Origin of the sequence: Anaerocolumna sedimenticola (assembly GCF_009931695.1) — a bacterium.
In the GTDB taxonomy this organism is placed as follows: Bacteria; Bacillota; Clostridia; order Lachnospirales; family Lachnospiraceae; genus Anaerocolumna; species Anaerocolumna sedimenticola.
The window spans coordinates 4,001,649-4,026,685 of the sequence record NZ_CP048000.1; the positions used below are offsets into that span (position 1 = coordinate 4,001,649).

Consider the following 25,037-nt stretch of genomic DNA (forward strand, 5'->3'; position numbering starts at 1 on the left):
AGTGACAGGTTGATTTTTTATATTAAATTATAAGATTACCTTTTACTGTTAATTATTTCATTCGCTTTCGAATAGATCTTTTCAACGTCTTCCCCTACATAAAAATTATTATCTTCATACAGAATCCGGCCGTGAATCATGGTTAGTTTCACATTTTGTTTGCTTCCGCTGTATACTAAGTTTTTTGTAATATTATTTAAAGGCTGCATATTGGGCTGATTCAGATCTATTACTATTAAGTCGGCATACTTACCCTGTTCTAAGCTATCACAATCTCTCAATCCCATTGCGTTAGCACCACCAATCGTTGCCATATACAATACCTGGTTTGCGTCCATAGCAGAAGCATCATTTTCTTTTAACTTCTGAAGTGCCGTTGTTAAAAACATCTCCCGGAACATATCAAGACAATTATTACTTGCAGGGCCATCCGTACCGATTGCAACAGGAATACCCAGGTCAAGCATTCGCTTTAGTGGTGCAATTCCACTCGCAAGTTTGGCATTTGAAGCAGGGTTGGTTACTACCGTTAAGTTTTTTTCCTTAAAAATTTTCAAATCCCCTTCCGTCATATGTACACAATGAAAACCGCCTCCTCCATAATTATGAATGCCGAGGCTGTTTAAATACCCCGTTGGAGTCATACCGTTACGGATGATACACTGCTCTACTTCTGCCAGACTTTCGGAATTATGAGTAAATACCGGGGCTTTATATTTTTCTGCTAAGGAAGCAATTCCTTCCAGTAATGGCCTGGTTGCCGTGTATTCCGCATGAAATCCTAAACGATATCCGATCCGCTCATGATAATGATTAAACTTCCGGTAATAGCCGTCCAATAAGTCCAATGAATAATCCGTTTCACCGGTAAACTGGCTGATACCGCCGCACATAACCGTACGAAACCCCATTTCAATAGAAGCTTTTGATACATCTTCCGGGCAAAAATACATATCAAAATTTGCCGTAATCCCACTGGTCAGATACTCAAGAATCGCCAGTTTTGACAGGTGGTACATCTCTTCTCCGTTTAATTTCGCTTCCATAGGGAACACCTGGGTATTAAGCCAATCTAAAAGCGGCATATCATCCGCATAGGATCTTAAAAATGTCATAGCAGAATGAGTATGGGCATTTTTAAATCCCGGCATAATAAGATTTCCATTCACGTCTATTTCTCTGTCAAAGATATCTTCAGAATCTAATATACCTTTTCCAACGTAAGTAATTCTGCTGTCCTCAACCCATAATTCACCTTCGATTATTTCAAAATCCTTTGTGAATGTTAATATTTTAGCATTGTAAAATCTTATTTTCAAAACGCCTCATACCTCCTATAAACCATATTATTTTTTAATCGTATATTATTTGCCAAACATTTTCCGTCATTATAATTGTTATAAATATATTCAGTACTTTGACATTTTTTCTCTTGAACGTAATTATTTTCTAACGTTTTCCTCTTTAATTAACCACATTTTTAACGTTTTCCTTTATCGTAAATCTCACCTAATGCTCTTGGAGCGCGATTGGTTTTGGAGAAAAAGATTAGGAGTAATAAAGTTAAAACATACGGTAAAATCATAATTAAATCGGAATAAGCACTTGGCAATTTCATTAGCTGTACAATCCGGTATCCGCCGGATTTTGCAAAACCAAATAATAAACATGCTCCCAGGGCAGGAAGTATCTTCCAGTTACCAAATATTAAAGCAGCAATCGCTAAATAACCGTAACCCATATATATATTGGAAGAAAAATTTGCAGATATGGAATATGCAAAACACATTCCGCCTAAACCGGATAAAGCACCGGATACCATAACGGCAACAAAGCGTATTCTGGATACTTCAATACCTGCCGCATCAACAGAATGAGGATTATCACCGCAAGCCCTTAAGCGTAAACCATATTTTGTTTTATATAATACATACCATGCAAAAAAAGCAATTATTATGATAACAATTTCAAAAGGATAGATATCTTTAAATAAGGCGCCGAATACCGGTATATCTGACAAACCTCCAATAGTAAACCTTTTGGATACTCCAAGCTGGAATTTATCGGAAGCCGCTTTAAATACATTACTGTTAATCTGGCTGGTCAAAAAGCTGGTAAGTGCAGCCGATAAAATATTAATAACTACACCGCTGATAACCTGATTCGCTTTAAATTTAATACATAACAGAGCATGCAACGTGGAAAATAACATACCGCCGATCATTGCAAAGATAATCGCTGCGTAAAATAAAGATTCTAAGTCCATTCCAGCAAAATTAGAAATCAGCACCACTGCCAAGGCTCCAATAAACGCTCCAAAACCCTGTAAGCCTTCAATCGCCAGATTAGTAATACCGCTCTTTTCGCTGTATATACCGCCGATTGCCATAATAAAGAGTGGCAGCGCAAAGGACAAGCCGTCAATAATTATTGTATCCATTAAGCCTCTTCCCCCTTTCTCTCCAGCTGTTTATCTTTACTTCGCTTAATTTTATATTTTATGTATTCACCACAGGCACTGAATAATAATATGGTTCCGGTTATAACAGATGCAATATCCTGATCAATACCTGCAATCGAACTCATATAAGTACTCCCTTTACTGATTATAGAAATTAATAAAGAGGAAAAGATAATTCCCACCGGATTAGAGTTACCAAGGAGGGATACTGCAATTGCATCATAACCCACACTGGATAAAACTTTCGGTTGTATGGAGGAAAAATATCCAAGATAGAAAGTAACTCCGGCCAAACCGGCTAAGGCACCGGATATAACCATAGCCAGGACAATATTTTTTCCCACATTGATTCCGGCATATTTTGCAGCATTCCGGTTTGCACCTACTGTCTGAATTTCGTAGCCAAGCACTGTCTTATCCATAAAAAATTTGATAAAAACAGCAACTGCGATTGCTAAAATAAATCCTAAGGGGATGTCCATTTTAAGACCGCCGTATTCCACATTGACCAGTGTCAGTCTGGAATTATCCAATATGTATCTGGATTGTCTGGATACCGGATCAATAAAATACATATTAATAAAGAAACCAAAAACGTATTGGGCTATATTATTTAACATAATAGTAGATACAACTTCATTAATATTAAATTTATATTTCAGCCAGCCTACGAAAGCCCCCATAATTGCCCCTACGATGATACCAATTAGCAGTACAAAGGGTTTTGCTAAAAAGCTGTTTAAACGACTGTAACCGATAATTACCGTTGCAGAAAAGCCGGCCGCTAACATCATACCGGACACACCAATATTAAATAAACCTGCCTTATATGCCACCGCAACAGCTAGAGATGCAAACAACAAAGGTGTCATTGCATTTAGCAGGCTTAGAAAATCGGTAAGAATTCCTTTATAACCTGCGTAAGAAGGTTTCGGTAAAATTCCGGCACCCTGCAGTAAATTATAGAAAGCACCCAGTGGATTTTTACCTATAAGTAATATTACAATAGAAGCTGCAATTAAACTTAGCAGTATAGAGAATAAAGGTATGGTTATAGGCTGCCACTTTTCATTACTTAATAAATGAAAGGAGGCAGCTTTTGATTTTGGAGCTGACATTTGATTCCCATCATTGCTGTTTGATTTTGATTTATCTTTCTTCATGCTTTACCCCCATCATAAATTCTCCGACTTCATTGGTGGTTAGTGATTTTGCATCAGCTATCTTTTGAAACTGGCCATTATAAATGACACCGATGGTATCTGCCACGTTCATAATTTCATCCAGCTCCAAAGATACCAGTAAAATGGCCTTCCCTTTATCCCGTTCCTCTAAAATCATTTTATGTATATTTTCAATTGCTCCAATATCTAAACCTCTTGTAGGCTGAACAAATATCATCAAAGGAGACTGTAATTCAATTTCTCTTGCAATAATAGCCTTCTGCTGATTTCCGCCGCTCATGGAACGAACTCTCGTCTTAACTCCCTGACCGCTTCTGATATCATATTTTTCAATTAATTTGTTGCCATAACGCTCAATTTCTTCATTATTAAGAATACCTTTGGGCGAGAATGTATCTTGATAATATGTTTTTAAGGCCAAATTTACCGACAGGGAAAAGTCTAAAACCAAACCGTAATTCTGTCTGTCTTCCGGTATGTAGGAAATTCCGCATAAAGTTCGTTTCCTGATATTATAGTTAGTAATATCCGTTCCGTTTAACCTGATCGATCCGCTGCTTATCTTAGTTAAACCGGCTATGGCATCGGCAATTTCCACCTGTCCGTTGCCGGATACACCTGCAATGGCAAATACTTCACCGCCCCGGATGGAAAAAGATACATCCTTTACAACTTCAAAATTATCCTGATTCTTCACAGTCAGATGCTCAACCTGCAGGACAATCTCTTTCATATGGGCAGGTTTTTTCGCCATCTCAAAATTAACTTCCCTGCCAACCATAAGATTTGCCATCTGCTTTGTGGAGGTTTCCTTTACCTCTAATACATCCACCAGTTTTCCTCTGTTCAAAACCGCACAACGGTCAGCTACTTTTTTGATTTCCTCCAGTTTATGGGTAATCAGGATTATGGTTTTACCGCCTTTTCTTAACTCTTTTATTATTTCCAGTAAAAATTCTATTTCCTGTGGAGTCAGAACTGCCGTAGGTTCATCAAAAATTAATATTTCTGCTTCACGGTATAACATCTTTAATATTTCAACACGCTGCTGTATGGATACATTAATATCTTCAATTTTTTTCGTTGGGTCAACTTCTAATCCAAATTTTTTCGACAGTTCCTCGATTTTATGATCCGCATTTCGAAGATCAACATATGGAAAAATGCCTGCAAACCGTTTCACGGGTTCTACACCAAGAATGATATTTTCTGTTATGGTATAATTTTGTACCAGCTTAAAGTGCTGATGAACCATCCCTATATTCAGTTTAGCAGCATGATTTGGAGAATCAATTTTAACTTTACTGCCGCGTATCCATATTTCCCCTTCATCCGGCTCATACATACCAAAAAGCATACTCATAAGTGTTGATTTACCGGCTCCGTTCTCACCAAGCAATGCATAAATTTCCCCTTTTTTTATCTGGATTGTAATATCATCATTAGCAACAATCCCGGGAAATTTCTTTGTAATATGTTTCATTTCTACAATATACTCAGGCATTATAGGTCTCCTTAAACTTTTATTTACTGGTTTCTTTTGTTGACAAGCTAGGGTATTACGAACCATAACCCCAGCCCTTATACGCTGTCATTTTATTGAAAAACTTAACTTATTTAAAAGAAGTTTATCATTTTCTACCATTTTTCTCAATAGAAAACAATAAACTTCTAAAAGTCTTATTACTGGACATAAAACATGATCCTGTAATCGGATGCACAGCGCAAAATCAGCGCTTTTTATCAGAAGTTTATAAAGCAAACTTCTGATAAGTTATATAATAGGAACAAAACCCGTGTTCCTATTATCAGATGCACAGCGCAAAATCAGCGCTTTTTATCAGAAGTTTATAAAACAAACTTCTGATAAGTTATATTAACGGCTCATAGGATACCGTCTTTATTTTTCAGGAAGACCCGGGAAAGCATCGGAAGTAATTCCATTAAAGTTGGAAGCCGGTACAATCGTTCCTGCTTTCACTAATTCATAAGCCTCATTTAACTTGGATATCGTATCTGCAGATAATTGCTGACGTCCTTCTGTACTTACATATCCGGTAGAATCGGTATTTGCCTGAAGAAGTACATTTTGTCCTTTAAAGCTGCCGTCTTTTACAGCGTTTAACGCTCTTTCAACATTAATACTCATTACTTTTAATGCAGAGGTAAGCACTACATTGGAATCGCCGTTAGCACCATCATCATACTGGTCAACGTCACATCCGATTACCTTAACACCTTTTGCTTCTTTTGCGGCTGTGAATACACCGTTACCGGACGCACCTGCTGCAACGAAGATAATATCGCAGCCTTCATCAATTAAAGCTTTACCAACTACTTTACCAGTAGCTTCATCAGCAAAGGAGCCTACATAGTTACCACCTACGTTGGCATTTGTTACGTCGGTACCTGCATAAGCCGGTAATTCAATAAATTCAACTTTTTTATCATAAAGTGCATTCACATAATTAACACCGGATTCAAATCCATACTGGTAATTAACATTGGATGGATAAGCTACACCATTTACCACGGCAACTTTTCCAGAAGTCGATTCCAATGCTGCAGCCATACCTGCGAAAAATCCGCTTTCTTGTTCAGCAAAGGTCATAGCATAAATATTATCAAATTCGGTCTGATCACCCTGTGCCGCAGGGTCAGAATCGATCAATATGAATTTTTTATCCGGATTTTCCAATGCAATACTGGAAATTCCTGCAAATTGAAAGCCAGGGCATACAATTACATCATAATCTGCAACAATATTAGCAACGGCCTGTACAGCAGCTGCGGTGTCTCCGGTAGGTTCATTAACCGGTGTCACAGTGGAATTAGGATTCTCTTCAATAAACTTTAAGACACCGTTATAATTATCCTGATTAAAAGAACCGTCATCTACTCCGGATGGGCTGGTAACTATTGCAATTTTTAATGCTACTCCATCGGCTTTCGTTTCTGTTGCTGCTTCACTGGTTGCCGCATCAGCGGTGGTTTCACCGGTAGCTGTATCTGTGGCAGTAGCTTCTTCCGTAACTGTCTGGTCCCCTCCCGCAGTTGGTGCGGCATCTTTCTTCGCACAGCCTGTAAATGCGGTAGCCATTAAAGTTAAAGCTGTAGCAAATACTAATAAAACTTGCATCTTACTTTTTTTCATAATATGTACCTCCTATTGGTTGACTTAAGTTTCCCTGTCATACCCGGTTCCGGGTTATTTTCAAAAAAGATAGACGGGACTTAGCCTTTTTGCCCAATCTATCTAATGATTTTCAATGTTAACACATTTATGTACGTTTGACAATAAGTCAGCAGGCAAAATATGCTATTAAATTTATTTATAAATTTCATTAATAAATTTCATCAATCTTTTAGTAAAATTAATAAATAACATTTTTAATGTAATTTTATGCGTACAACTCAGAATTTAATTCGTACTTATTCAGGCATTTTATACAAAGAGTGCCTTTATACTTTTTTCAAAAGGAGCATAACAGATTCCTTTTTCTGTAACAATTCCGCTTATCAGGTTATGATCCGTAACATCAAATGCCGGATTATAACACTTCACTTCTTTTAAAGCCATAGGCTCTTTATAAAACTTATTCCTGATTTCTTCCGGATCCCTCAGTTCAATCTCAATATCTTCACCGGTTTTACAATTCAGGTCTATTGTTGAAGTAGGGCCTAATACATAAAATGGAATACCGTAATGTTTCGCCAGGATTGCAACTCCGCTTGTACCGATTTTATTAGCTGCATCCCCATTGGCAGCTATACGGTCACAACCAACAAAACAAGCCTGTATCCATCCGTTTTTCATAACTATACTGGCCATATTATCACAGATTAAAGTAACATCAATACCTGCTTTCTCAAGTTCATATGAGGTTAATCTGGCACCCTGAAGTAAAGGTCTGGTTTCATCTGCAAAAACCCTGAAATTTAAGCCCCTTTCTTTTCCTAAAAATAAAGGTCCAAGTGCTGTTCCGTAACGGGAGGTTGCTAACGGTCCTGCATTACAATGAGTCAGAATACCATCACCGTCTTTTATCAGTGATAATCCGTATTCAGAAATAGCCCCGCACATTTTAATATCTTCTTCATGGATAGCCCTGCATTCATCACCTAATAATTTCAGGATTTCACCGATTGTTTTATTCTTGTTAGCAGTTACAACTTCCTCCATCCGGTTTAAAGCCCAGCTTAAATTAACTGCCGTCGGCCTGGATGAATTTAAATAATCCTTGTATTTTACAAACTCCCTGTAAAATTCATCAAAGGTTTCTGCTTTAATTGTCTGAGCCAATACATAGATACCGTATCCGGCGCAGATCCCAATTGCCGGCGCTCCTCTTACCTTTAATTCAAATATGGCATCGTAGATATCTTTATCACTACCAAGAGTCAAATACTCCGTTACATTAGGAAGTTTTGTCTGGTCAATAATAATGACTTTTTTACCGTCCTCACTTAATTTCACATTATCAATATGGGTAACTTCATTTAGATTATTCATAAATTCTCCGTTTCGTAAAATAGACTAGTTATAAAAAGATAATAATAAAACTTTATCCGATACCGTTGTGATCCGTGTATGGAAGTAATTACATTAAAATTTAAAACCCGCTTTAAATGCTTTTGATTCAAAAGCCTGTTCGTAATCCTTAAGCTCATACAGCTCGATTGCCGGTAAGGTTATAAGACCTCTTTTGAGGAGCTGTAAGGCAGGTTCAAAAGGACCGCATCTACTGCCCTTTATTGTGATTTCATTGACTACAAAATAACTCATATCAATATCTGTTTTACCGGCATAAGTACTTTTTAAAACAATTGTCCCCTTTTTCCGTACTAATCTGCCAGCAGTAACGATACCAGATGGTGAACCGGAGGCATCGATTACTACTTCAAAAGTCTCATTTGTTTCGGTTGCAACTTTAGCAAATTTTTTGAAATTTATTAATTTTTCCTTATGTCTGCCAATGACCGTCAGGTCTGTTCCCGTTAATGACACTGCCTGAGCTATCATATAGGCTAATCTTCCGTCTCCGATTACCGCTACGTTCCGGGACGGTTTTATATGGACTTGTTCCATAATCTCCAGAGCGGCTGCCAGAGGTTCCGTAAAAACAGCGACTTCAGAGGGGATTTCATCCGGAATGATATGTAATAGATCTGTATCGATTGTCATATATTCCGCAAAACAGCCGTCCTTATCCGCAATCCCAATCACTTTTCGATTCATGCAATGGGTTTTCCGTCCGGTTTTACAATAAATACATTCTCCGCACCCCTCATTGATTTCACCTACAACACGTTTACCGATTAAATCCCTGTTATTCGATTCTTCTACTACTCCCACAAATTCATGTCCTAAAACACCATGAAAATCTGGTTTATATCCTTTTCTTATCTCTTTATCCGTATTGCAAACCGCACTGAGGATAATTTTAATCAGGCTTTCTTTCGGCCCAGGTACAGGTTTATTATAATCCTCAAGATAAGTTGTCACTTTATCAAAATATAATGCTTTCATAATTTTATCCTCATTTCATACCGCATACAATTATATGATTCACCCGATAAAAACCAATTTCAAATTATGGTTCCGTCAATTTGACTAATTCAGTTCTTGTACTCATCGAACTAAATGAAACATCGCGCTAATGAAGATATTTGGATTTGCAAATTGACGAATATAAATTATTTGTATGGCTTTTGTCGGGTGAGTCATTATATGTAAAGGCTGTGCATCTTAGTTGATTTTCTTTATTCTGGGAGTATTTGCACCAGCCGCTTTGCTTCACCTATATGGATATTTTATCGATTTCCGAATAATTCTTTTATGTCAGTGATCTGCCAATATTAATAATTGTTTCAGTAATTAATTTTTTAAACATAGGTGCCACACGATCTGCTGTTTCCTGAACTTCCTCATGAGTCAGGGGTTGGTCCATCATTCCTGCGCATAAATTGGAAATGCAGGAAATTCCGCATATTTTCATACCCATATGATTAGCGGCTACTGCTTCACAAGCCGTACTCATACCAACTGCATCTGCTCCCAGAATTCTGCACATCTTAACTTCATGAGGGGTCTCAAAATTAGGGCCGGTAAGCTGTATATAAATGCCTTCCTGTAACGGAATATTTAAATTTTGGGCAGTGCCCCGTATAATTTCCTGTAAGTCCAAATCATAAACATGGCTCATATCCGGAAAGCGTAAACCAAGCTCATCTATATTTTCTCCAATTAACGGGGATGGAACAAAATTAGATATGTGGTCAGTGATCATCATAAAGTCACCGCTTTTGAAGAAATAATTTATACCGCCTGCGGCATTGGTTAAGAACAAAACCTCAGCCCCCATTAACTTCATAAGCCTGACTGGCAAAACAACATCCGTTATTGGATAGCCTTCGTAATAATGTACTCTTCCCTGCATAATCACCACCGGTACAGTACCAACATAGCCAAATACAAATCTTCCTTTATGGCCTTTTACAGTGGACACCGGGAACCCTTCTATTTCATTGTAATCTAAAACAGCTTCAATTTTTATACTTTCAGCATAGTCTCCCAACCCTGAACCCAGGACAAGGGCAACTTTTGGATGAAAATTGATTTTTTCACTGAAACTTTTATAACATTGATTTAATTTTTCGTAAACTGGATTCATGTTAATCTCCTTCTTGCCTTTATTTACCATGCCTTATTTTCATGTTGCGTAATATTATAGCAGAAAATACTAAAATCTTCAACGCAGTTGTAAAAATATTCATTCCCCGCTGGGATCATGGAGTAACGTTATCAGCCGAAAACCGTGCTGATGACCTGACGTAACATTAGTAAAAGAATCTATATAATGTATGTGTCTATCCCCAATTTCTATGGCGCCCGAGGACCTTCCGATATATTCATGGTAATGCCCGTTTACAAAATCGCTTCGAAAAACAATCTCGTGTATGTGATCCTTTTTATCTATGGGAATGGCTTCTCCAGTAATGCCTGTACATCTGTGGTAATGATCCTCTGTCGTTTTTAGGTAACCTTGAAATTCGTGGACATGATACTGGATTTCAACATCTTTTTTTTCGAAATTTAATTTTATATACTCCAAAATAATCAGCTCCTTAATCTATTTTAGCAAAAAAAGTGCTTCTAAGTATCATATGCGTTTTACTTTAATAAGTGCAAAAAACCGGAAAAACACACAACATGTGTTCCTCCGGTTTTACTATTTTTTTCTTTTATTTTCTAATTCCATTTTACAATTTTGTAATAAGTCTTTGCCGTAAGCCGATAAACAAGAATATAAGCAGCCATAAAGACGATACAGGTTATAAATATACACCAGGCAGTTAAGGTGTTGTTAAACAGATGAAACGCTTCCAGGAGTTTCGTAATCATGTGCTCTGCCATAGAAACATGAAGTAATGCTCCAAGTAACGGTAAAAAGAATACAATTAATATCTGCTTATTTATGGTTCTTTTCACTTCAAAATCATCCATTCCTACTTTTTGCAGGATGATAAACCGTTCTTTATCTTCATACCCCTCCGATATCTGCTTGAAATAGATGATAAGAACCGTTGCAACTAAAAACAATATAGTAAAAAAGATTCCAAGAAACAGTAATCCGCCATACAATCCATAACCTTCTTCCCTGTCTGTAAAGATGGATTTAAAATGCGCCACATTTTCTATTTTTAAACTTTTATCCTGCACTTCCTTTGAAAAAAGATTCAGATTATTATTTTTGCCTGTTATATTAATAATATGGATACGATTCAGATAAATTTCTCTTAAGTTTGGGTTCAGTAATTGCATTAGATTAAGACCCTCTTTCTTATCAGCAGCTACTATAAATAATTTAGAATCTTCCTCGCTGTTTTTTCCCTGAATAAATTTTGAATCCAGAATGATTGATTTAATTTTGAAATCTCCTGAGAGTGAAGTAATTTCGGAAGCCATATTATTATCGGCATGATTGGTCAATAAAAGGATTTCATTGGGGGACAAAGTTTCTTTCGTACTACAGATTTTATTATAATCCTCCAGGGTAATATAATCTACCTCCCGTAGATACAACGTTATTTCCGCCATTGATGCACCGGATTCATAAGCTTCAGGGCCAGGAACTTTTAAAGCCCCATCTTTTAAAAGCAGGTCGTCCCTATAGAAATTGTAGCCAAACTGATCCGTTATGGTAATATCATGTTTATTCACCAAGGAGGATATCAGTGTATCCAATTGTTTGATCTGCCCCTCTGATACTGCTTCTGACATCTCAATCTGCATATCATTGGGATTCAGCCTTGTTAACATATCCTCCTGACCTAAAAACAGGGCTGTACAGGTAGAAACCGTAACCAGTACCATGGTCGAGAGAATACAGATAGACGCAAGTCCTGCGGCGTTCTGTTTCATGCGGTGGAATAGGCCTGCAATAGCTATAAAATTATTTGATTTATAATATACTTTTTTCTTTCCCTTTAATATATTCAGAAAAAATAAACTACCGGCTTCAAATAATAAGAAAGAAGCAGCGATTACCGCTAAAACAGCAAGCAAAAACTGCGTCAGGGCTGTAAATGCATTGTTTACCGTAAGTGCCGAGTAATATGCCCATCCAAGTAAAACAGCACCTGATAAGGTTTTAAGGAATATAAAATGCACCTTTTTTTCACCCATACGGTCGCCTTTAATTAAATCAATGGGATTAGCCATTCTAATCTGAAGTAAATTGAATAAGGAAGTAAACAAAAATATTCCCAAAAATAAAATTATGGTTAACTCAAAAGCTTCTGCCGGTAACTGAAATCTGCTGTTGGGTGATACTCTTAATGTATAAAAAATAATCATGAATATTAATTTGCTGAAAATACATCCAAATAATATTCCCATAAATATAGAGGCTCCACTGATTATAAAATTTTCCCAAATAATAATTCTGCCGACATGGCGTTTTTCCAAACCCAATATACCATATAATCCGAATTCCTTTTTTCTTCTTTTGATTAAAAAACTGTTAATATAAAACATAAATATTACAGTTATAACATTCATAATAACCATACCGATAGAAAACATATCCTGCAGGTTCTTGCCTGCGGGAACATCGGCTATACCTTTGGAATACATAATTGTAACTACCATAAAATAAATACTGACAAATGCTGTGGAAGCAATTACAAAAGGAAGATACATCTTTTTGTCCCTTTGTATATTAGTGAGTGCCAGTCTTAAAAAGAAACTCTTACCCAATATCAACACCTCCATCTGAGAGAACGGACAGATTTGATACTATTTTATCAAAAAATTCTTTATTATTATCATTACCGCGGTAAAGCTGGCTGAATAATTCACCGTCTTTTATAAATAGAACCCTTGAAGCGAAACTTGCAGCCATGGAACTGTGGGTTACCATCATTATTGTTTGACCGTTCTTATGCAAATCTTCAAATAAATTCAATACTTTAGAAGAAGCTTTTGAATCCAGTGCTCCGGTTGGTTCATCCGCAAGGATCAGTTTTGGCTCGGTTATTACCGCTCTGGCCATGGCAGTTCTTTGTTTTTCACCGCCGGATACCTCATAAGGAAATTTATTTAACAACTGTTCCAGACCTAACCGATGTGCTAATGGTTTCAGCCTGCTTTCCATTTCCTCCAGATTTTCGTTGGATAAAACCAAGGGCAATAAAATATTATCCTTTATGGAAAAGGTATCTAAAAGATTAAAATCCTGAAAAACAAATCCAAGATTTTTTCTTCTAAAAGCCGATAATTCTCTGTCTTTTATGGATTTTATACTTCTGCCCTCTAATATTACATCTCCTCCGGTTGCTTTATCTAAAGAAGCAATAATATTTAATAATGTTGTTTTTCCCGAGCCAGAAGCTCCCATAATCGCTACGAATTCTCCCCTTGCTATTTCAAATGTCACGTTTTTTAATGCTGTAAACTGCTGGCCGCCTAAACGAGTATTATATACCTTTTTCACATTTTGTACCTGTAATAATTCCATCTGTAAATCCTTCCTTTCGGTTTTAGAATACTATCATGCTAAAAGCTTGTAATAGTATTATAAAAAGATGAGAAATGTCCTGCCATCGAATTACATTACATTTCCCACCTATAACCTTACAAATATGTCACATTTACATTTATTATTATTCATAATTAAGGTCTTCCTTGGGAAAAGTCAAAAATGCTTTCGTTCCGACCGAGACTTCTGATTCAATCCTAACTTTTACAGCTAAAGCGTCTGCGACCTTTTTCACCAGATATAATCCAATACCGCTGGCTTTTTTATCCAATCTTCCGTTAAATCCCGTATAACCTTTTTCAAAGATACGTTCCATATCTTCCTTGTATATACCAATACCGGAATCCTCAATGACTAAATTATTTTCTTTCCAATATATCTTTATACCACCCTTGTTTGTATATTTAACAGCATTGGACAGGAGCTGTTCAATAATAAACGAAAGCCATTTACTATCGGTTAAAACCGTATGTTCTATATTGCCGATATCTATGGACAGCTTTTTATAAATAAAAAGGGAAGCATATTTCTTAACACTGGAATTGACTATGGGTTTTAGGTCGTATTTACGAATCACAAGATCCGATGAAAGTTGATTCATCTTTATATATTGTAACGCCATCTCTACATATTGTTCGATTTTAAATAATTCCTGGTCAATAATCAGATTATCAACGGTTTCCCTGCTTTGCAAGGCTAAACGTATAACAGAAATGGGAGTTTTTATCTGATGGACCCACATGGTATAATACTCTATCTGATCTGAATGAGAGCGTTCCATGGATTGAATATTACGATTCAAAAGTTCATAAAGTGCTTCAATTATTTTTTGGTAATCTGCTTCTATAGAATCTGCAGGCTCAGGTAGTTCCTGAATATCACTGCTTAAATTATCTGGTACAGACCTGATTTTCTTTTCTTTTTGGTAAAAGTAATAACCATCCAGGATAACCCAGAGAACAAACAAAAATGTAACTATGAAACAGCTGTAAAAAATGGATTCCATGGGAAGTCTTTGCAGAAATTGAACAAATGGAAATAAAAGGATAACAATGAAATAAAAGACAAAATAAGCTGTTCTGTATTTTATATAATCCTTAATCATGTACCAGATACCCCATTCCTTTTTTCGTAATAATATAATCTTTTAAACCAAACTCTTCCAGCTTCTTTCTTAACCGGTTCACATTAACCGTCAGCGTATTATCATCTATAAAACAGTCGCTGTCCCATAAGCTTTTCATGATTTCTTCCCTGGATACTACTTTATTTTTATTTTCCATTAATAACCTCATGATTTTATATTCATTCTTGGTAAGTTCAATTTTGTTGTTTTGATAGCTTAAGACCGTATCCTTTAAATTTAAAAGTACACCCTTAACCTCAAGTGTTTCTACTTCTCTATAATAATCATAGGTTCTTCTAAGCAGTGCCTGGATTTTCGCTATGACGATATCAAGAGAAAATGGTTTTGTAATATAATCATCACCTCCCATATTCATAGCCATAACTATATCGAGATTCTCTGTATGAGAGGAAAGAAATACAATCGGAACATTGGAAATTTTTCTTATTTCACAACACCAGTAAAATCCATTATAAAATGGCAGGGAAATATCCAATAAAATTAAATGTGGCTTCCTATTTTGAAATTCATTTAAAATCTCATTAAAATCAGTTATATAATATGATTCGAAACCCCATTTTTTTATATTTTCATTTAAAAGTGACGCTATTGTAAGGTCATCCTCAATAATCATTATTTTATACATAAAACCTCCGGGTTAAGTAACAGTGTTACATTTTTCCATAACAGAATTATAACTTTAATAATTGACATTTTCAAATAAATTATTATTTCACTGTTATAGATGTTAATTGTCCGATCCGGTGTTATGAATCCGAGTGTATATATTAACACCATTAACACTAGTACCTCCAAAAGAATTAAACCGGAGAGTTTTATTCTTTAGTTTGTATTGAAAGAAAATAACTGGCCGAAACACTGTAACATAAGCAGGAGGTACTCCTAATCTGTTGCATGTCTTGGCCAGTTATTATTTTTTATTAGCGTAACCGTCTGTTTTCAAAGCGGGCATGGGTCTGCAGACAATAAGCAAACTCAGCAATACGTTCCTCAATAGCACCATCATCCAATGTACAATCAATGGATACAGCCATATCATTTAAAACCTTATCCGTAATATATTTTTTCTTATGCAGAAGAATGGCAAGCTTTTCTTCATAGGAATCTGCTTCCAGAAATTCAAGCAGTACAGGGTTAATGCTGCCTTCTTCATCTTGTGGCATATTGCTGTTATTCGCCGCTGTATTTATATCCGAAGCAGTATTACTTTTTGATTCTTCATTTATCTTAAATTGCGAATTATATTTTGAAGTAGTATTTGATTCCAATGTTATATTATATTCAGGAACACTTCCACTTTCTGTGGTTGCCTTATCTGTTATATCCAAAGGATTCTCACTATTTTCATCTTGAAGAATTATTTGCTCAAAACGATATTTCTGTTTTGCCTCCGGGTATTTCTTAAAGTCAACTTCACTGGTAAACATAGAAAGCGGCCTTACATAAGTTTTAAAATTACCATATAGAGCCTGATAAACAACCATCTTTTCCCCTGTCTCAGTATGGATGGCAACAGTAATGATCTGATATAAATTATTTTTAAAATGATTATATACCTGACCTGGTTTCGGTATTCTTTCCTGTTCCATTTCTTTCCTCCCTTACTTTCCTACGAATATTATAATTTAAGTGTTTTCCTGATTTTTTTCATGATAATGATACAACTGATGCATAAAATGATTAAACCTATTATGGAATACACCTTGGGAACATATCCGTAAATTGAAAGTATTTCCGTACAAATTACTATAACCAGTATGGCAGTCTGAATAATATTCAGATACATAACACGCTTCTTTTGTTCTTTTTGCAGCTTATTCCTTTCGGAAATTTCTTTCATCCTGGATTGTCTTATTAACTTACCATCGTCCTTTTTCTGCTTTTGTATTCGTTTATCTTCTTTCGTTTTTTTCTGAAATCTGATTTCATCCTGTTTGTCACTCATAAAGATTTTTCCTTCCAGTTATTAAAATCGAATTAAGCCATCTTTCGTAACAATACCATATATATATTTTGTAGGCTCTGATTTAGACTCCTCTATGGTATAAGCCTTCAGACACCGCTCTTTAGCTGCTTTTACTTTTTCCGCATTATTGCCATATAACGTAGCCAAGGATTCGCCTGCTATAACTTTATCTCCCAACTTCTTGTGTATATAGATACCTACACTTAAATCAATGATACTATCTTTGGTTTCTCGTCCGCCGCCTAAAACCAGGGATGTCATTCCAATCTCATCTGTAACAATTTTGGTTACATACCCATCCTTTCCCGCAGTTACCTCTTCCTGAATGGAAGCTTTCGGGAACAGATCTGAATTATAAACCGCACTGTCATCGCCTCCCTGCGCTCGGACAAACTCACCCAGTTTATTCAGAGCCGAGCGGTCCGTAATGGTTTGTAGTAATAATTTCCTGGCTTCTTCCACTGATCCTGTTTTTTTTGCACCAAGTAACATATAACTTCCTAGTGTTAAACTAACTTCCAATAAATCTTCGGGACCCTGTCCATTCAGTGTTTGAATTGCTTCCGCTACTTCTATTGAATTACCTACCGCACGTCCCAGAGGTTGATTCATATCCGTTATAACAGCATAAGTTTCTCTTCCGATACCATTACCGATTTCCACCATTGCTTCAGCTAAAGAGATGGAATCCTCTAATGTTTTCATAAAAGCACCACTGCCGGTTTTAACATCCAATACGATTACATCAGCTCCGGAGGCTATCTTTTTACTCATAATACTGCTTGCAATCAAAGAAATATTGTCAACGGTTGCCGTAACATCCCTTAAAGCATAAATCTTTTTATCTGCCGGTGCAAGGTTAGCTGTCTGCCCTACAATTGCCATCTTCATTCGATTAACATTTTCAATAAACTGTTTCGTTGGTATGGAGGTGGAAAATCCGGGAAAGCTTTCTAATTTATCTATGGTTCCGCCGGTATGTCCCAAGCCGCGGCCTGACATTTTAGCAACCGGAATTCCTAAAGATGCAACCATTGGGCTTAAAACAAGGGAGGTTTTATCACCAACACCACCCGTACTGTGTTTATCTACTTTAATTCCTTCAATTTCAGATAAATCCAGCATATCACCGCTGTGTGCCATCGCCATGGTTAAAGCAATTGTCTCAGATTTATCCATCCCTTTTAAACAGACTGCCATTAGGAAAGCAGACATTTGGTAATCCGGTATTTCGCCTTTTGTAAAACCATTCACTATATAAGTTATTTCCTCTTCTGTTAAAGATTTTCCCATCTTCTTTTTCACAATTAAATCATACATTCCCATAGTGATACCTCCTGTTTAACCATAATACTTTTCCTATATTATCTGATGCTGCATCTTAAAAATACGTTATCTAATTAAAATATTTACCTTATAATGTATCTTATAATTCATTATATAATTTAATATAAAATTATTCAACCACAACTCATTTACAATGTAAGGTTGACTTGACATATAATTTATGAAATGTTATATTACATGTAAGGTAAGCATTACTTGTTATGAATATTATACATGGAAAGGCGGATAATTCATGAAAAATAGAATCAGGGAACTTCGTGAATCCATGGGAATAACCCAGGAACAGCTTGGAGAACTTGTTGGGGTATCAAGACAAGCTATTATTGCAATTGAAACGGAAAAGTATGAACCCTCCATTTGGCTTGCTTATGATATATCGAAAGTATTTGACTGCCCTATAGAAGAAGTATTTTTATTTGAAAAAAGTGAGCATAAATCAAGGTCTATGCAGAGAAGAGGTAATACATTATGGCATTAAGGCTGATACGTCTAAAAGATGACCCTATTCTAAGGAAAATAAGTAAAAATGTAGCACAGGTAGATGATAAAATACGGCAGCTCCTGGATGATATGACAGAAACTATGTATCATTCCGAAATCGGAGGCGGGCTGGCTGCTCCACAGGTAGGTATATTAAAGCGGCTTGTCGTTATTGACATGGGACAAGGACTGTTAAAACTGGTTAATCCGGTTATTACCTGGAAAGAGGGTACACAGGAAGTGATTGAGGGGTGTTTAAGTATTCCAAATACCTGGGGAAAATTAAACCGTCCTGCAAAAGTAACTATACAGGCATTAAATGAAAATGGTGAAACTATTACTCTTACCGGTACGGGAGCTTTGGCAAAATGTTTTTGCCATGAAATCGATCATCTCAATGGAATTCTTTTTACCGACTTGGTTACCGAATATGTAAAAATTTAATTTCATTGACTTAGCAATCAAAAAAGTTTAAAATACACTAATATGCTAAAGGTAATTGGGAAACTACATCATTGTATTTATATACCATGCAATTAATACAATTTCAGAGCTGAATTTTACCCAAAGGGCAACTGAAGATCTGAAATTCGTATCAATTGTATGGTATATTCAAAAAAACTATATAGTTTCGCAATTACCTATAAATACGCTAAAGTGAAAGGAGATTTACTATGAGTTTTAAGTTTGTGAAAAAGGTCATCTCACCTTCTGAATTGCTTCAAATGTATCCAATGCCTGAAAAAGATGTTTTAGTAAAAAAGGAAAGAGATAATCAGATTAAAGATGTTTTTACCGGGGTCTCCGATAAATTTATCGTTATTATAGGGCCATGTTCCGCAGATAATGAAGATTCTGTCTGTGATTATATCAGCAGACTTGCCAAAGTACAAGATAAAGTTAAAGATAAAATTATTATCATTCCAAGAATATATACCAACAAACCCAGAACGACCGGTGAAGGTTATAAAGGTATCGTACATCAACCGGATCCGGAAAAGGAACCGGATTTACAGGAAGGCTTGATTGCCATGCGTAAAATGCATTTAAGAGCCATAGCAGAAACCGGATTAACAGCTGCAGATGAAATGCTTTATCCCGAGAATTGGCCTTATGTGGAAGATATCTTATCCTACGTTGCAGTTGGCGCTCGTTCCGTAGAAGATCAACAACATAGGTTAACCATCAGTGGAATGGATTGTCCGGCCGGTATGAAAAACCCTACCAGCGGTGATTTTTCCGTTATGCTAAACTCCTGCGTTGCGGCGCAAGGCAGTCATACCTTTCTTTATCGTGCTTATGAAGTACACACTTCGGGTAATCCCCTTGCCCATACCATCTTAAGAGGTGCAGTAAATAAACATGGACAATCCATTCCCAACTACCATTATGAAGATCTGGTACGTCTCCTTGAGATGTATAATGAGAGAGAACTTGCCAATCCGGCTGCAATTGTAGATGCTAATCATGCTAATTCCAATAAACTATATTATGAACAACCTAGAATTGTGCGTGAAGTATTACACAGCCGTTTGGTTAATTCTGATATTGCAGGACTTGTAAAAGGTGTCATGATAGAAAGTTATATTGAACCGGGTAATCAGAAAGTATCGGATCATATTTATGGCAAATCCATTACTGATGCCTGCTTAGGTTGGGAAGAATCGGAAAAATTGATTTACACAATTGCTGACCATTTGTAATTTACCGGAGAATTTAGGTCCGGAATTTAGTTTATAAATCTTAAATATTATAAAAGTAAGTGCGAATGACCTACATACTCTGCTTTGTAGTCATTTGCGCTTACTTTTCATAAATTCTATCAGTACGGAACATTATTTAAGCCCTTGGATGTGCTTGTGCATAAACTTCCCTTACCTTTTTATTTCTATTCTGCATATATACCTGGGTTGCCGCTGCATCGGAATGTCCTAATAATTCCTGAATACTTTGGATATCAGCTCCGTTATCAATCATATGTACTGCAAATGAATTTCTTAATATCTGAGGGGTTATCTCATCTTGTATCCCTGCAATCTTGCCATAACTTTTGATTATCTTCCAGAAACCCTGCCTGCTCATAGGTTCGCCGGATAAGTTAGTAAAACAGATATTCGTATCCATATTACCCACCAGCTCTGATCTGGCTTTTATAAAATAATTTTCAAGTGCTTGTTTTGCCATATTACCAAAAGGTATTATCCGTTCTTTACTTGCGCTGCAACATCTTAAAAATCTGTTTTTTAAGTTAATATCATCCAAACGAATCGATATTAATTCAGATACACGTATTCCTGTTGCATATAAAAGCTCCAGCATTGCTTTATCACGAATTCCTTTAATCGTACTGATATCAGGCTGTTCCAATAATCCTTTTATCTGATTCAGAGATAAAATCTGAGGAGGTTTTTTTTCAACTTTTGGGGCATGCATTCTTTCCGTCGGGTCATTCTGTAATCTTCCCTTTCTAACCAGATATAAAATAAAAGCCTTTATGGAGGCAATATTTCTCGAAACCGTTGCCGGAGCCATTCCTTCCCGTTCCATATTTAATATATAGGAATTCAAGCTTGTTTCGCTTATTTTCCCTATATCCGTAATATTCTGATTCGCCAAATGTTTTATCAGTTTGGTCAAGTCATTTTGATAAGACATAATGGTATTAACGGATGCCTTCTTCACTTCCGACATATATATAATAAAATCCTGCAATGCCGCCTTCATGTAATTTAATCTCCTTCATATATACATGATAGATCACCTATCTATAATGCTATTATTCACTATTTACATTATAGTTTGTACCAACAATAAATGCAAACGCTATTTTTGATTTCCATTATAAATTATTGGTAATAATTAAAATAGCAGTAAAATTTTTTTCAACAGAAAAGAAGAAACATAGGTTTCTAATAACGCTCCGATTAGTAAAACCAATGCAAGAACTATAATTAATATAATATGTCTTGCTATTTTTCTGCTTTTCCCTTTCGCCCCAGCTTATTGTCATAGTACATGCTTCGGCATAACCAGTAACCGGTACGCAGGCATAGAAATGCTACCGGTATATAAATTAAGTAATGCGGAAAAGTATAACCAAATATAAGCAATATACCTTTCAGATTAAAACGCATAAATATAACCGTCAGGAAAAAACCGCACTGAAATCCACCATAAAGTATGCACAGAGCCATATACGGTATACCTATCGCAGTAGCACTGATAATCCAAAACAAAACAAAGCTGCGGTAAATATTCCACAATACATATCTTAATAAAACCGGATAATCAATGGCTGTATCTCTTATTTTATATAAATAATCCGTATTAATCAGTTCCATGGAGTTCCAGTAATATCCTTTAAAAATTCTGGCAAATAAAAACCCTAACACGATACCGGTTATCAAAATAAATAAACCCAGTTTCACCTCTCCTAGTTTTCTTAATTGCAATTGTATAAAACGCATAAAATCCCTCCGGTTTTTGCTTTAGGTAATGCTTGATCAATTAACTGACTGCTAACACTAACATATGACTCAAATATAAAAATAATGCCGATAGGAAAAAAGATATCGGCATTTTCTAAGATAGTTTATTTAATTTGCAGCTGAATAATTTAATCCAAGATTACGTTAAAGATATTCATTGGAATTTTACTGTGTCCTCTATAATCCCATTTTAGTTTTATACGCCAAAACAGCTGAAATGGTTTTAGCATCATTAATTATTCCGTTAAATATTAAATGTATTAATTCCTCTACCGTATATCTTTCTATTGTTACAAACTCATCTTCATCCAGATTCTGTTTGGAAGGAATTAAATCCGTAGTGTAATAAATCCCGATTTTTTCATTGGAAAATGCTACCGTGGTATATATGTCAATTAAATGTTCCACATGATCGGAACGAAACCCTGTCTCCTCTTCCAATTCCCGTGCAGCGCAGGTTTTCATGTCTTCCCCTGGATTAATCCCTCCGGCAGGAATTTCCAAAGAATATTTTTCAATTGCATTACGATATTGTCTTACCATTATGATCTTACCATCTTTATCTACCGGCACAATAGCTGCGGCTCCCTTATGTCCGATAAAATCCCAGTCTGCCGTGTTACCGCTCGGCAATTGCATGGTATCATTATAAAAATCAACTATATGGCCTTTATGTACCAGTGTCCTTTTTAACCTTTTGTATTCGCTCATTAAAAATCCCCCTATTAACATGGTATAAGCCCTAAACCTTAGAATAAACAGATTTAGGACTTTAAGAATCATCGTATTATTATATGATAAATTATTTATATCTGATATCATAGTTGTAAAATAGTTATTTCTTTAAGGAAACAGCTCTTTCATAACAGGCATCCGTTGCTTTTATAATAGCGTTACGGAATCCATATTCCTCAAGGGCAGCTACAGCCGCAATCGTAGTTCCCCCCGGTGAACAAACCTGATCTTTTAATTTACCGGGATGCTCTTTGGTTTCTAAAACCATCTTAGCCGCTCCAAGGACAGTCTGCGCAACCAAAGTATATGCCTTATCTCTTGGAATACCATATTTAACCACGCTGTCAGCCAAAGCTTCTATAAACATATATACATAGGCAGGGGAACTTCCATTGGCACATACAACGGCATTCATTAACTTTTCATCAAAAATCTGGTATTGTCCGAAAGAGGAAAATAACCGGTCAACTACTTCTTTTTCCTCTTCATTATAAATATCCTGTGAAAAGCAAACTCCGGACATCCCCTCAGTTACCATTGCAGGAGTATTTGGCATAGCACGCACTACCCTGACCGTACCGCCTAATGCGGATTTAACATTGTCAATGGTTACACCTGCAGCAATCGATATGATTACCTGTTCTTTTGTTATAATTTCCTTTATGTCATTAAACACATCTTCATAAAATTGAGGTTTTACTGCTAATACAATAAATTTACATGCGGCAGCGATGGATACATTATCACTAACATAATTTAGTCCTGTTTCCTGTTTTATAAATTCGCGTCTTTCTAAACTAACGTCGGTAAATATGACCTGTTCCGTACCAAAAGCCTTCATGGCTCCCCGTATCATCGGATATCCCATATTACCAGCTCCAATAAATCCCATCATTGCCATAGCATTATCCTCCTGCATTTTAATTACCCTGAAACTTCGGTTTAGGTTTTAAATTTACCATTATAATGTCTTTAAAAATTCTTCGATGCGGTCCAGACCTTTTTTAATCTGTTCCTGGCTGATGGCATAAGATAAACGGATATGATCATCAAAACCAAAATCACCGCAAGGTATAACAGCTATATTATAGTCACTAATTAAAATTTCTGCAAGTTTATCTCCAGTAGCAATTTTATTTCCTTTATATTCTTTTTCGAGAACTTTACTTACATCAACAAACAGATAAAAAGCTCCCTGTGGTGTCAGTGCATCAATTAACGGCATGGCCGCAACTCTTTCTACCATATATTCTCTTCTTGTGTTAAATTCGTTACTCATCGCTATAACGGTATCCTGAGGACCATTTAAAGCTTCGGTAGCAGCTTTCTGGGCGATGGAGTTTGGATTTGAAGTCTGATGGCTTTGTACACTGCCCATTAATTTGGCAATTTCTGCGGAAGATCCGGTATAACCGATTCTCCAACCTGTCATGGAATAGCTTTTTGCTACACCGCTGCAGGTAATGGTTCTTTTATATATTTCATCATTAAGGGAAGCGATACTAACCTGTTCATCCTCCCCATAGATTAAATTCTCATACATTTCATCTGCAACTACATATATGTCTTTTTCCACTACGACTTTTGCTATGGCTTCTAATTCTTCACGTGTATATATCATACCGGTGGGATTGTTCGGCGTATTTAAAATTAAAGCCTTGGTTTTGCCGGTGCAGACATCTGCTATCTGTTCCGCTGTAATCTTATATTTCTGCTCTTTATTCGCTTTAACGATTACAGGAACACCATCTGCAAGTTTTACAATCTCCGGATAACTTAACCAATAAGGTGCAGGGATAATTACTTCATCTCCCGGATTAAGAATTGCTTCAAAGACATTGGTTAAAGAGTGTTTTCCTCCATTACTTATTACAATTTGATTTGGCTTATAACTTAACTTATTAAACATCTCAAATTTTTTACAAACAGCCTGTTTTAACTCTAAGGTACCTGATGCATCCGTGTATTTTGTAAAACCATCATGAATTGCCTTAATTGCTGCTTCACAAATATTGTCAGGAGTATTAAAATCCGGTTCTCCTGCTCCAAATCCTACTACATCAATTCCCTGTGCTTTTAATTCTTTTGCTTTCGCAGTGATTGCCAGGGTTGATGAAGGCTTTACTGCCTGCGCTTTCTTTGATAGTTCTAATGACATCGTTATCCTCCTTATAAAGCGCTCCAAT

At 36.2% G+C, this 25,037-nt stretch carries 24 protein-coding genes; 3 read left to right on the plus strand and 21 right to left on the minus strand.

Annotation, left to right across the window (positions count from 1 at the left end; all coding sequences use genetic code 11):
* Positions 1–35: 35 nt before the first annotated feature.
* From Ana3638_RS17760 to Ana3638_RS17835, 16 genes are all read right to left on the minus strand, one after another.
* Positions 36–1,319, minus strand: a complete 1,284-nt coding sequence (locus Ana3638_RS17760; protein ID WP_161839230.1) for an amidohydrolase family protein — start codon at positions 1,317–1,319, stop codon at positions 36–38.
* A gap of 161 nt (positions 1,320–1,480) precedes the next feature.
* Entirely contained in the window at positions 1,481–2,440 is a 960-nt protein-coding gene (locus Ana3638_RS17765; protein ID WP_161839231.1) for an ABC transporter permease, read from the minus strand.
* A complete protein-coding gene (locus Ana3638_RS17770; RefSeq protein ID WP_330587635.1) occupies positions 2,440–3,624 on the minus strand; it encodes an ABC transporter permease in 1,185 nt (394 codons plus the stop codon). The genes Ana3638_RS17765 and Ana3638_RS17770 overlap by 1 nt, the downstream gene beginning before the upstream one ends.
* The gene (locus Ana3638_RS17775) at positions 3,611–5,149 is read right to left on the minus strand and encodes an ABC transporter ATP-binding protein (RefSeq protein ID WP_161839232.1); all 1,539 of its coding nucleotides are present in this window, start codon (positions 5,147–5,149) and stop codon (positions 3,611–3,613) included. The genes Ana3638_RS17770 and Ana3638_RS17775 overlap by 14 nt, the downstream gene beginning before the upstream one ends.
* A gap of 396 nt (positions 5,150–5,545) precedes the next feature.
* Positions 5,546–6,799 carry a BMP family lipoprotein gene (locus Ana3638_RS17780; RefSeq protein WP_246240343.1) on the minus strand — a complete coding sequence of 418 codons (1,254 nt, stop codon included), beginning with the start codon at positions 6,797–6,799 and terminating at the stop codon, positions 5,546–5,548.
* A 291-nt stretch (positions 6,800–7,090) separates the two neighbouring features.
* Positions 7,091–8,158: an S-methyl-5-thioribose-1-phosphate isomerase gene (gene mtnA, locus Ana3638_RS17785; RefSeq protein WP_161839233.1), complete on the minus strand. Its 1,068-nt coding sequence runs from the start codon at positions 8,156–8,158 to the stop codon at positions 7,091–7,093.
* 93 nt (positions 8,159–8,251) lie between these two features.
* Complete coding sequence (locus Ana3638_RS17790) at positions 8,252–9,175, minus strand: MDR/zinc-dependent alcohol dehydrogenase-like family protein (protein WP_161839234.1); 924 nt, start codon at positions 9,173–9,175, stop codon at positions 8,252–8,254.
* A gap of 307 nt (positions 9,176–9,482) precedes the next feature.
* Positions 9,483–10,319 carry a purine-nucleoside phosphorylase gene (locus tag Ana3638_RS17795; protein ID WP_161839235.1) on the minus strand — a complete coding sequence of 279 codons (837 nt, stop codon included), beginning with the start codon at positions 10,317–10,319 and terminating at the stop codon, positions 9,483–9,485.
* A gap of 99 nt (positions 10,320–10,418) precedes the next feature.
* Positions 10,419–10,760 (minus strand): YmaF family protein, encoded by a 342-nt coding sequence (locus Ana3638_RS17800; RefSeq protein ID WP_246240346.1) that lies wholly within the window; start codon positions 10,758–10,760, stop codon positions 10,419–10,421.
* 137 nt (positions 10,761–10,897) lie between these two features.
* Complete coding sequence (locus Ana3638_RS17805; RefSeq protein WP_161839236.1) at positions 10,898–12,907, minus strand: ABC transporter permease; 2,010 nt, start codon at positions 12,905–12,907, stop codon at positions 10,898–10,900.
* Complete coding sequence (locus Ana3638_RS17810; protein ID WP_161839237.1) at positions 12,900–13,667, minus strand: ABC transporter ATP-binding protein; 768 nt, start codon at positions 13,665–13,667, stop codon at positions 12,900–12,902. The genes Ana3638_RS17805 and Ana3638_RS17810 overlap by 8 nt, the downstream gene beginning before the upstream one ends.
* 145 nt (positions 13,668–13,812) lie before the next feature.
* Positions 13,813–14,793 carry a sensor histidine kinase gene (locus Ana3638_RS17815; RefSeq protein WP_161839238.1) on the minus strand — a complete coding sequence of 327 codons (981 nt, stop codon included), beginning with the start codon at positions 14,791–14,793 and terminating at the stop codon, positions 13,813–13,815.
* Positions 14,786–15,460 (minus strand): response regulator transcription factor, encoded by a 675-nt coding sequence (locus Ana3638_RS17820; protein WP_161839239.1) that lies wholly within the window; start codon positions 15,458–15,460, stop codon positions 14,786–14,788. Before Ana3638_RS17820 ends, Ana3638_RS17815 begins: the two co-directional genes overlap by 8 nt.
* Before the next feature lie 295 nt (positions 15,461–15,755).
* Positions 15,756–16,424, minus strand: a complete 669-nt coding sequence (locus Ana3638_RS17825; protein WP_161839240.1) for a DUF1653 domain-containing protein — start codon at positions 16,422–16,424, stop codon at positions 15,756–15,758.
* A 29-nt stretch (positions 16,425–16,453) separates the two neighbouring features.
* Entirely contained in the window at positions 16,454–16,780 is a 327-nt protein-coding gene (locus tag Ana3638_RS17830) for a hypothetical protein (RefSeq protein ID WP_161839241.1), read from the minus strand.
* A gap of 21 nt (positions 16,781–16,801) precedes the next feature.
* A complete protein-coding gene (locus Ana3638_RS17835) occupies positions 16,802–18,127 on the minus strand; it encodes a pyrimidine-nucleoside phosphorylase (RefSeq protein ID WP_202621510.1) in 1,326 nt (441 codons plus the stop codon).
* Positions 18,128–18,380: 253 nt separating this feature from the next.
* On the opposite strand from Ana3638_RS17835, the gene Ana3638_RS17840 reads away from it, so the two are divergent.
* From Ana3638_RS17840 to Ana3638_RS17850, 3 genes are all read left to right on the plus strand, one after another.
* Complete coding sequence (locus Ana3638_RS17840; protein ID WP_161839242.1) at positions 18,381–18,626, plus strand: helix-turn-helix transcriptional regulator; 246 nt, start codon at positions 18,381–18,383, stop codon at positions 18,624–18,626.
* Complete coding sequence (def, locus tag Ana3638_RS17845; protein ID WP_161839243.1) at positions 18,617–19,072, plus strand: peptide deformylase; 456 nt, start codon at positions 18,617–18,619, stop codon at positions 19,070–19,072. Before Ana3638_RS17840 ends, def begins: the two co-directional genes overlap by 10 nt.
* A 230-nt stretch (positions 19,073–19,302) precedes the next feature.
* Positions 19,303–20,331: a 3-deoxy-7-phosphoheptulonate synthase gene (locus tag Ana3638_RS17850; RefSeq protein ID WP_161839244.1), complete on the plus strand. Its 1,029-nt coding sequence runs from the start codon at positions 19,303–19,305 to the stop codon at positions 20,329–20,331.
* Positions 20,332–20,467: 136 nt separating this feature from the next.
* Here Ana3638_RS17850 and Ana3638_RS17855 read toward each other — a convergent pair whose 3' ends face one another.
* The 5 genes from Ana3638_RS17855 to Ana3638_RS17875 all read right to left on the minus strand — a co-directional run bounded on the left by Ana3638_RS17855 (position 20,468) and on the right by Ana3638_RS17875 (position 25,009).
* On the minus strand, positions 20,468–21,352 hold the full coding sequence (locus tag Ana3638_RS17855) for a tyrosine recombinase (RefSeq protein ID WP_161839245.1): 885 nt from the start codon (positions 21,350–21,352) through the stop codon (positions 20,468–20,470).
* Between the two features lie 245 nt (positions 21,353–21,597).
* Positions 21,598–22,095 carry a stage II sporulation protein M gene (locus tag Ana3638_RS17860; RefSeq protein ID WP_161839246.1) on the minus strand — a complete coding sequence of 166 codons (498 nt, stop codon included), beginning with the start codon at positions 22,093–22,095 and terminating at the stop codon, positions 21,598–21,600.
* A 198-nt stretch (positions 22,096–22,293) separates the two neighbouring features.
* Entirely contained in the window at positions 22,294–22,827 is a 534-nt protein-coding gene (locus Ana3638_RS17865) for an NUDIX hydrolase (protein ID WP_161839247.1), read from the minus strand.
* Positions 22,828–22,951: 124 nt separating this feature from the next.
* Positions 22,952–23,752: a pyrroline-5-carboxylate reductase gene (proC, locus tag Ana3638_RS17870; RefSeq protein ID WP_161839248.1), complete on the minus strand. Its 801-nt coding sequence runs from the start codon at positions 23,750–23,752 to the stop codon at positions 22,952–22,954.
* A gap of 60 nt (positions 23,753–23,812) precedes the next feature.
* Entirely contained in the window at positions 23,813–25,009 is a 1,197-nt protein-coding gene (locus Ana3638_RS17875) for a pyridoxal phosphate-dependent aminotransferase (protein ID WP_161839249.1), read from the minus strand.
* Positions 25,010–25,037: the final 28 nt, after the last annotated feature.

Bases quoted from the DNA above. Each gene is read 5' to 3' on its own strand.
- Ana3638_RS17830 (WP_161839241.1), bottom strand. From the start codon at position 16,780: ATGAGTGACAAACAGGATGAAATCAGATTTCAGAAAAAAACGAAAGAA.
- mtnA (WP_161839233.1), bottom strand. From the start codon at position 8,158: ATGAATAATCTAAATGAAGTTACCCATATTGATAATGTGAAATTAAGT.
- Ana3638_RS17835 (WP_202621510.1), bottom strand. From the start codon at position 18,127: ATGGGAATGTATGATTTAATTGTGAAAAAGAAGATGGGAAAATCTTTA.
- Ana3638_RS17810 (WP_161839237.1), bottom strand. From the start codon at position 13,667: ATGGAATTATTACAGGTACAAAATGTGAAAAAGGTATATAATACTCGT.
- Ana3638_RS17855 (WP_161839245.1), bottom strand. From the start codon at position 21,352: ATGAAGGCGGCATTGCAGGATTTTATTATATATATGTCGGAAGTGAAG.
- Ana3638_RS17865 (WP_161839247.1), bottom strand. From the start codon at position 22,827: ATGAGCGAATACAAAAGGTTAAAAAGGACACTGGTACATAAAGGCCAT.
- Ana3638_RS17780 (WP_246240343.1), bottom strand. From the start codon at position 6,799: ATGAAAAAAAGTAAGATGCAAGTTTTATTAGTATTTGCTACAGCTTTA.
- Ana3638_RS17790 (WP_161839234.1), bottom strand. From the start codon at position 9,175: ATGAAAGCATTATATTTTGATAAAGTGACAACTTATCTTGAGGATTAT.
- Ana3638_RS17795 (WP_161839235.1), bottom strand. From the start codon at position 10,319: ATGAATCCAGTTTACGAAAAATTAAATCAATGTTATAAAAGTTTCAGT.
- Ana3638_RS17765 (WP_161839231.1), bottom strand. From the start codon at position 2,440: ATGGATACAATAATTATTGACGGCTTGTCCTTTGCGCTGCCACTCTTT.
- Ana3638_RS17775 (WP_161839232.1), bottom strand. From the start codon at position 5,149: ATGCCTGAGTATATTGTAGAAATGAAACATATTACAAAGAAATTTCCC.
- Ana3638_RS17860 (WP_161839246.1), bottom strand. From the start codon at position 22,095: ATGCGTTTTATACAATTGCAATTAAGAAAACTAGGAGAGGTGAAACTG.
- Ana3638_RS17840 (WP_161839242.1), top strand. From the start codon at position 18,381: ATGAAAAATAGAATCAGGGAACTTCGTGAATCCATGGGAATAACCCAG.
- Ana3638_RS17875 (WP_161839249.1), bottom strand. From the start codon at position 25,009: ATGTCATTAGAACTATCAAAGAAAGCGCAGGCAGTAAAGCCTTCATCA.
- def (WP_161839243.1), top strand. From the start codon at position 18,617: ATGGCATTAAGGCTGATACGTCTAAAAGATGACCCTATTCTAAGGAAA.
- Ana3638_RS17770 (WP_330587635.1), bottom strand. From the start codon at position 3,624: ATGAAGAAAGATAAATCAAAATCAAACAGCAATGATGGGAATCAAATG.
- Ana3638_RS17820 (WP_161839239.1), bottom strand. From the start codon at position 15,460: ATGTATAAAATAATGATTATTGAGGATGACCTTACAATAGCGTCACTT.
- Ana3638_RS17815 (WP_161839238.1), bottom strand. From the start codon at position 14,793: ATGATTAAGGATTATATAAAATACAGAACAGCTTATTTTGTCTTTTAT.
- proC (WP_161839248.1), bottom strand. From the start codon at position 23,752: ATGGCAATGATGGGATTTATTGGAGCTGGTAATATGGGATATCCGATG.
- Ana3638_RS17850 (WP_161839244.1), top strand. From the start codon at position 19,303: ATGAGTTTTAAGTTTGTGAAAAAGGTCATCTCACCTTCTGAATTGCTT.
- Ana3638_RS17825 (WP_161839240.1), bottom strand. From the start codon at position 16,424: ATGGAACAGGAAAGAATACCGAAACCAGGTCAGGTATATAATCATTTT.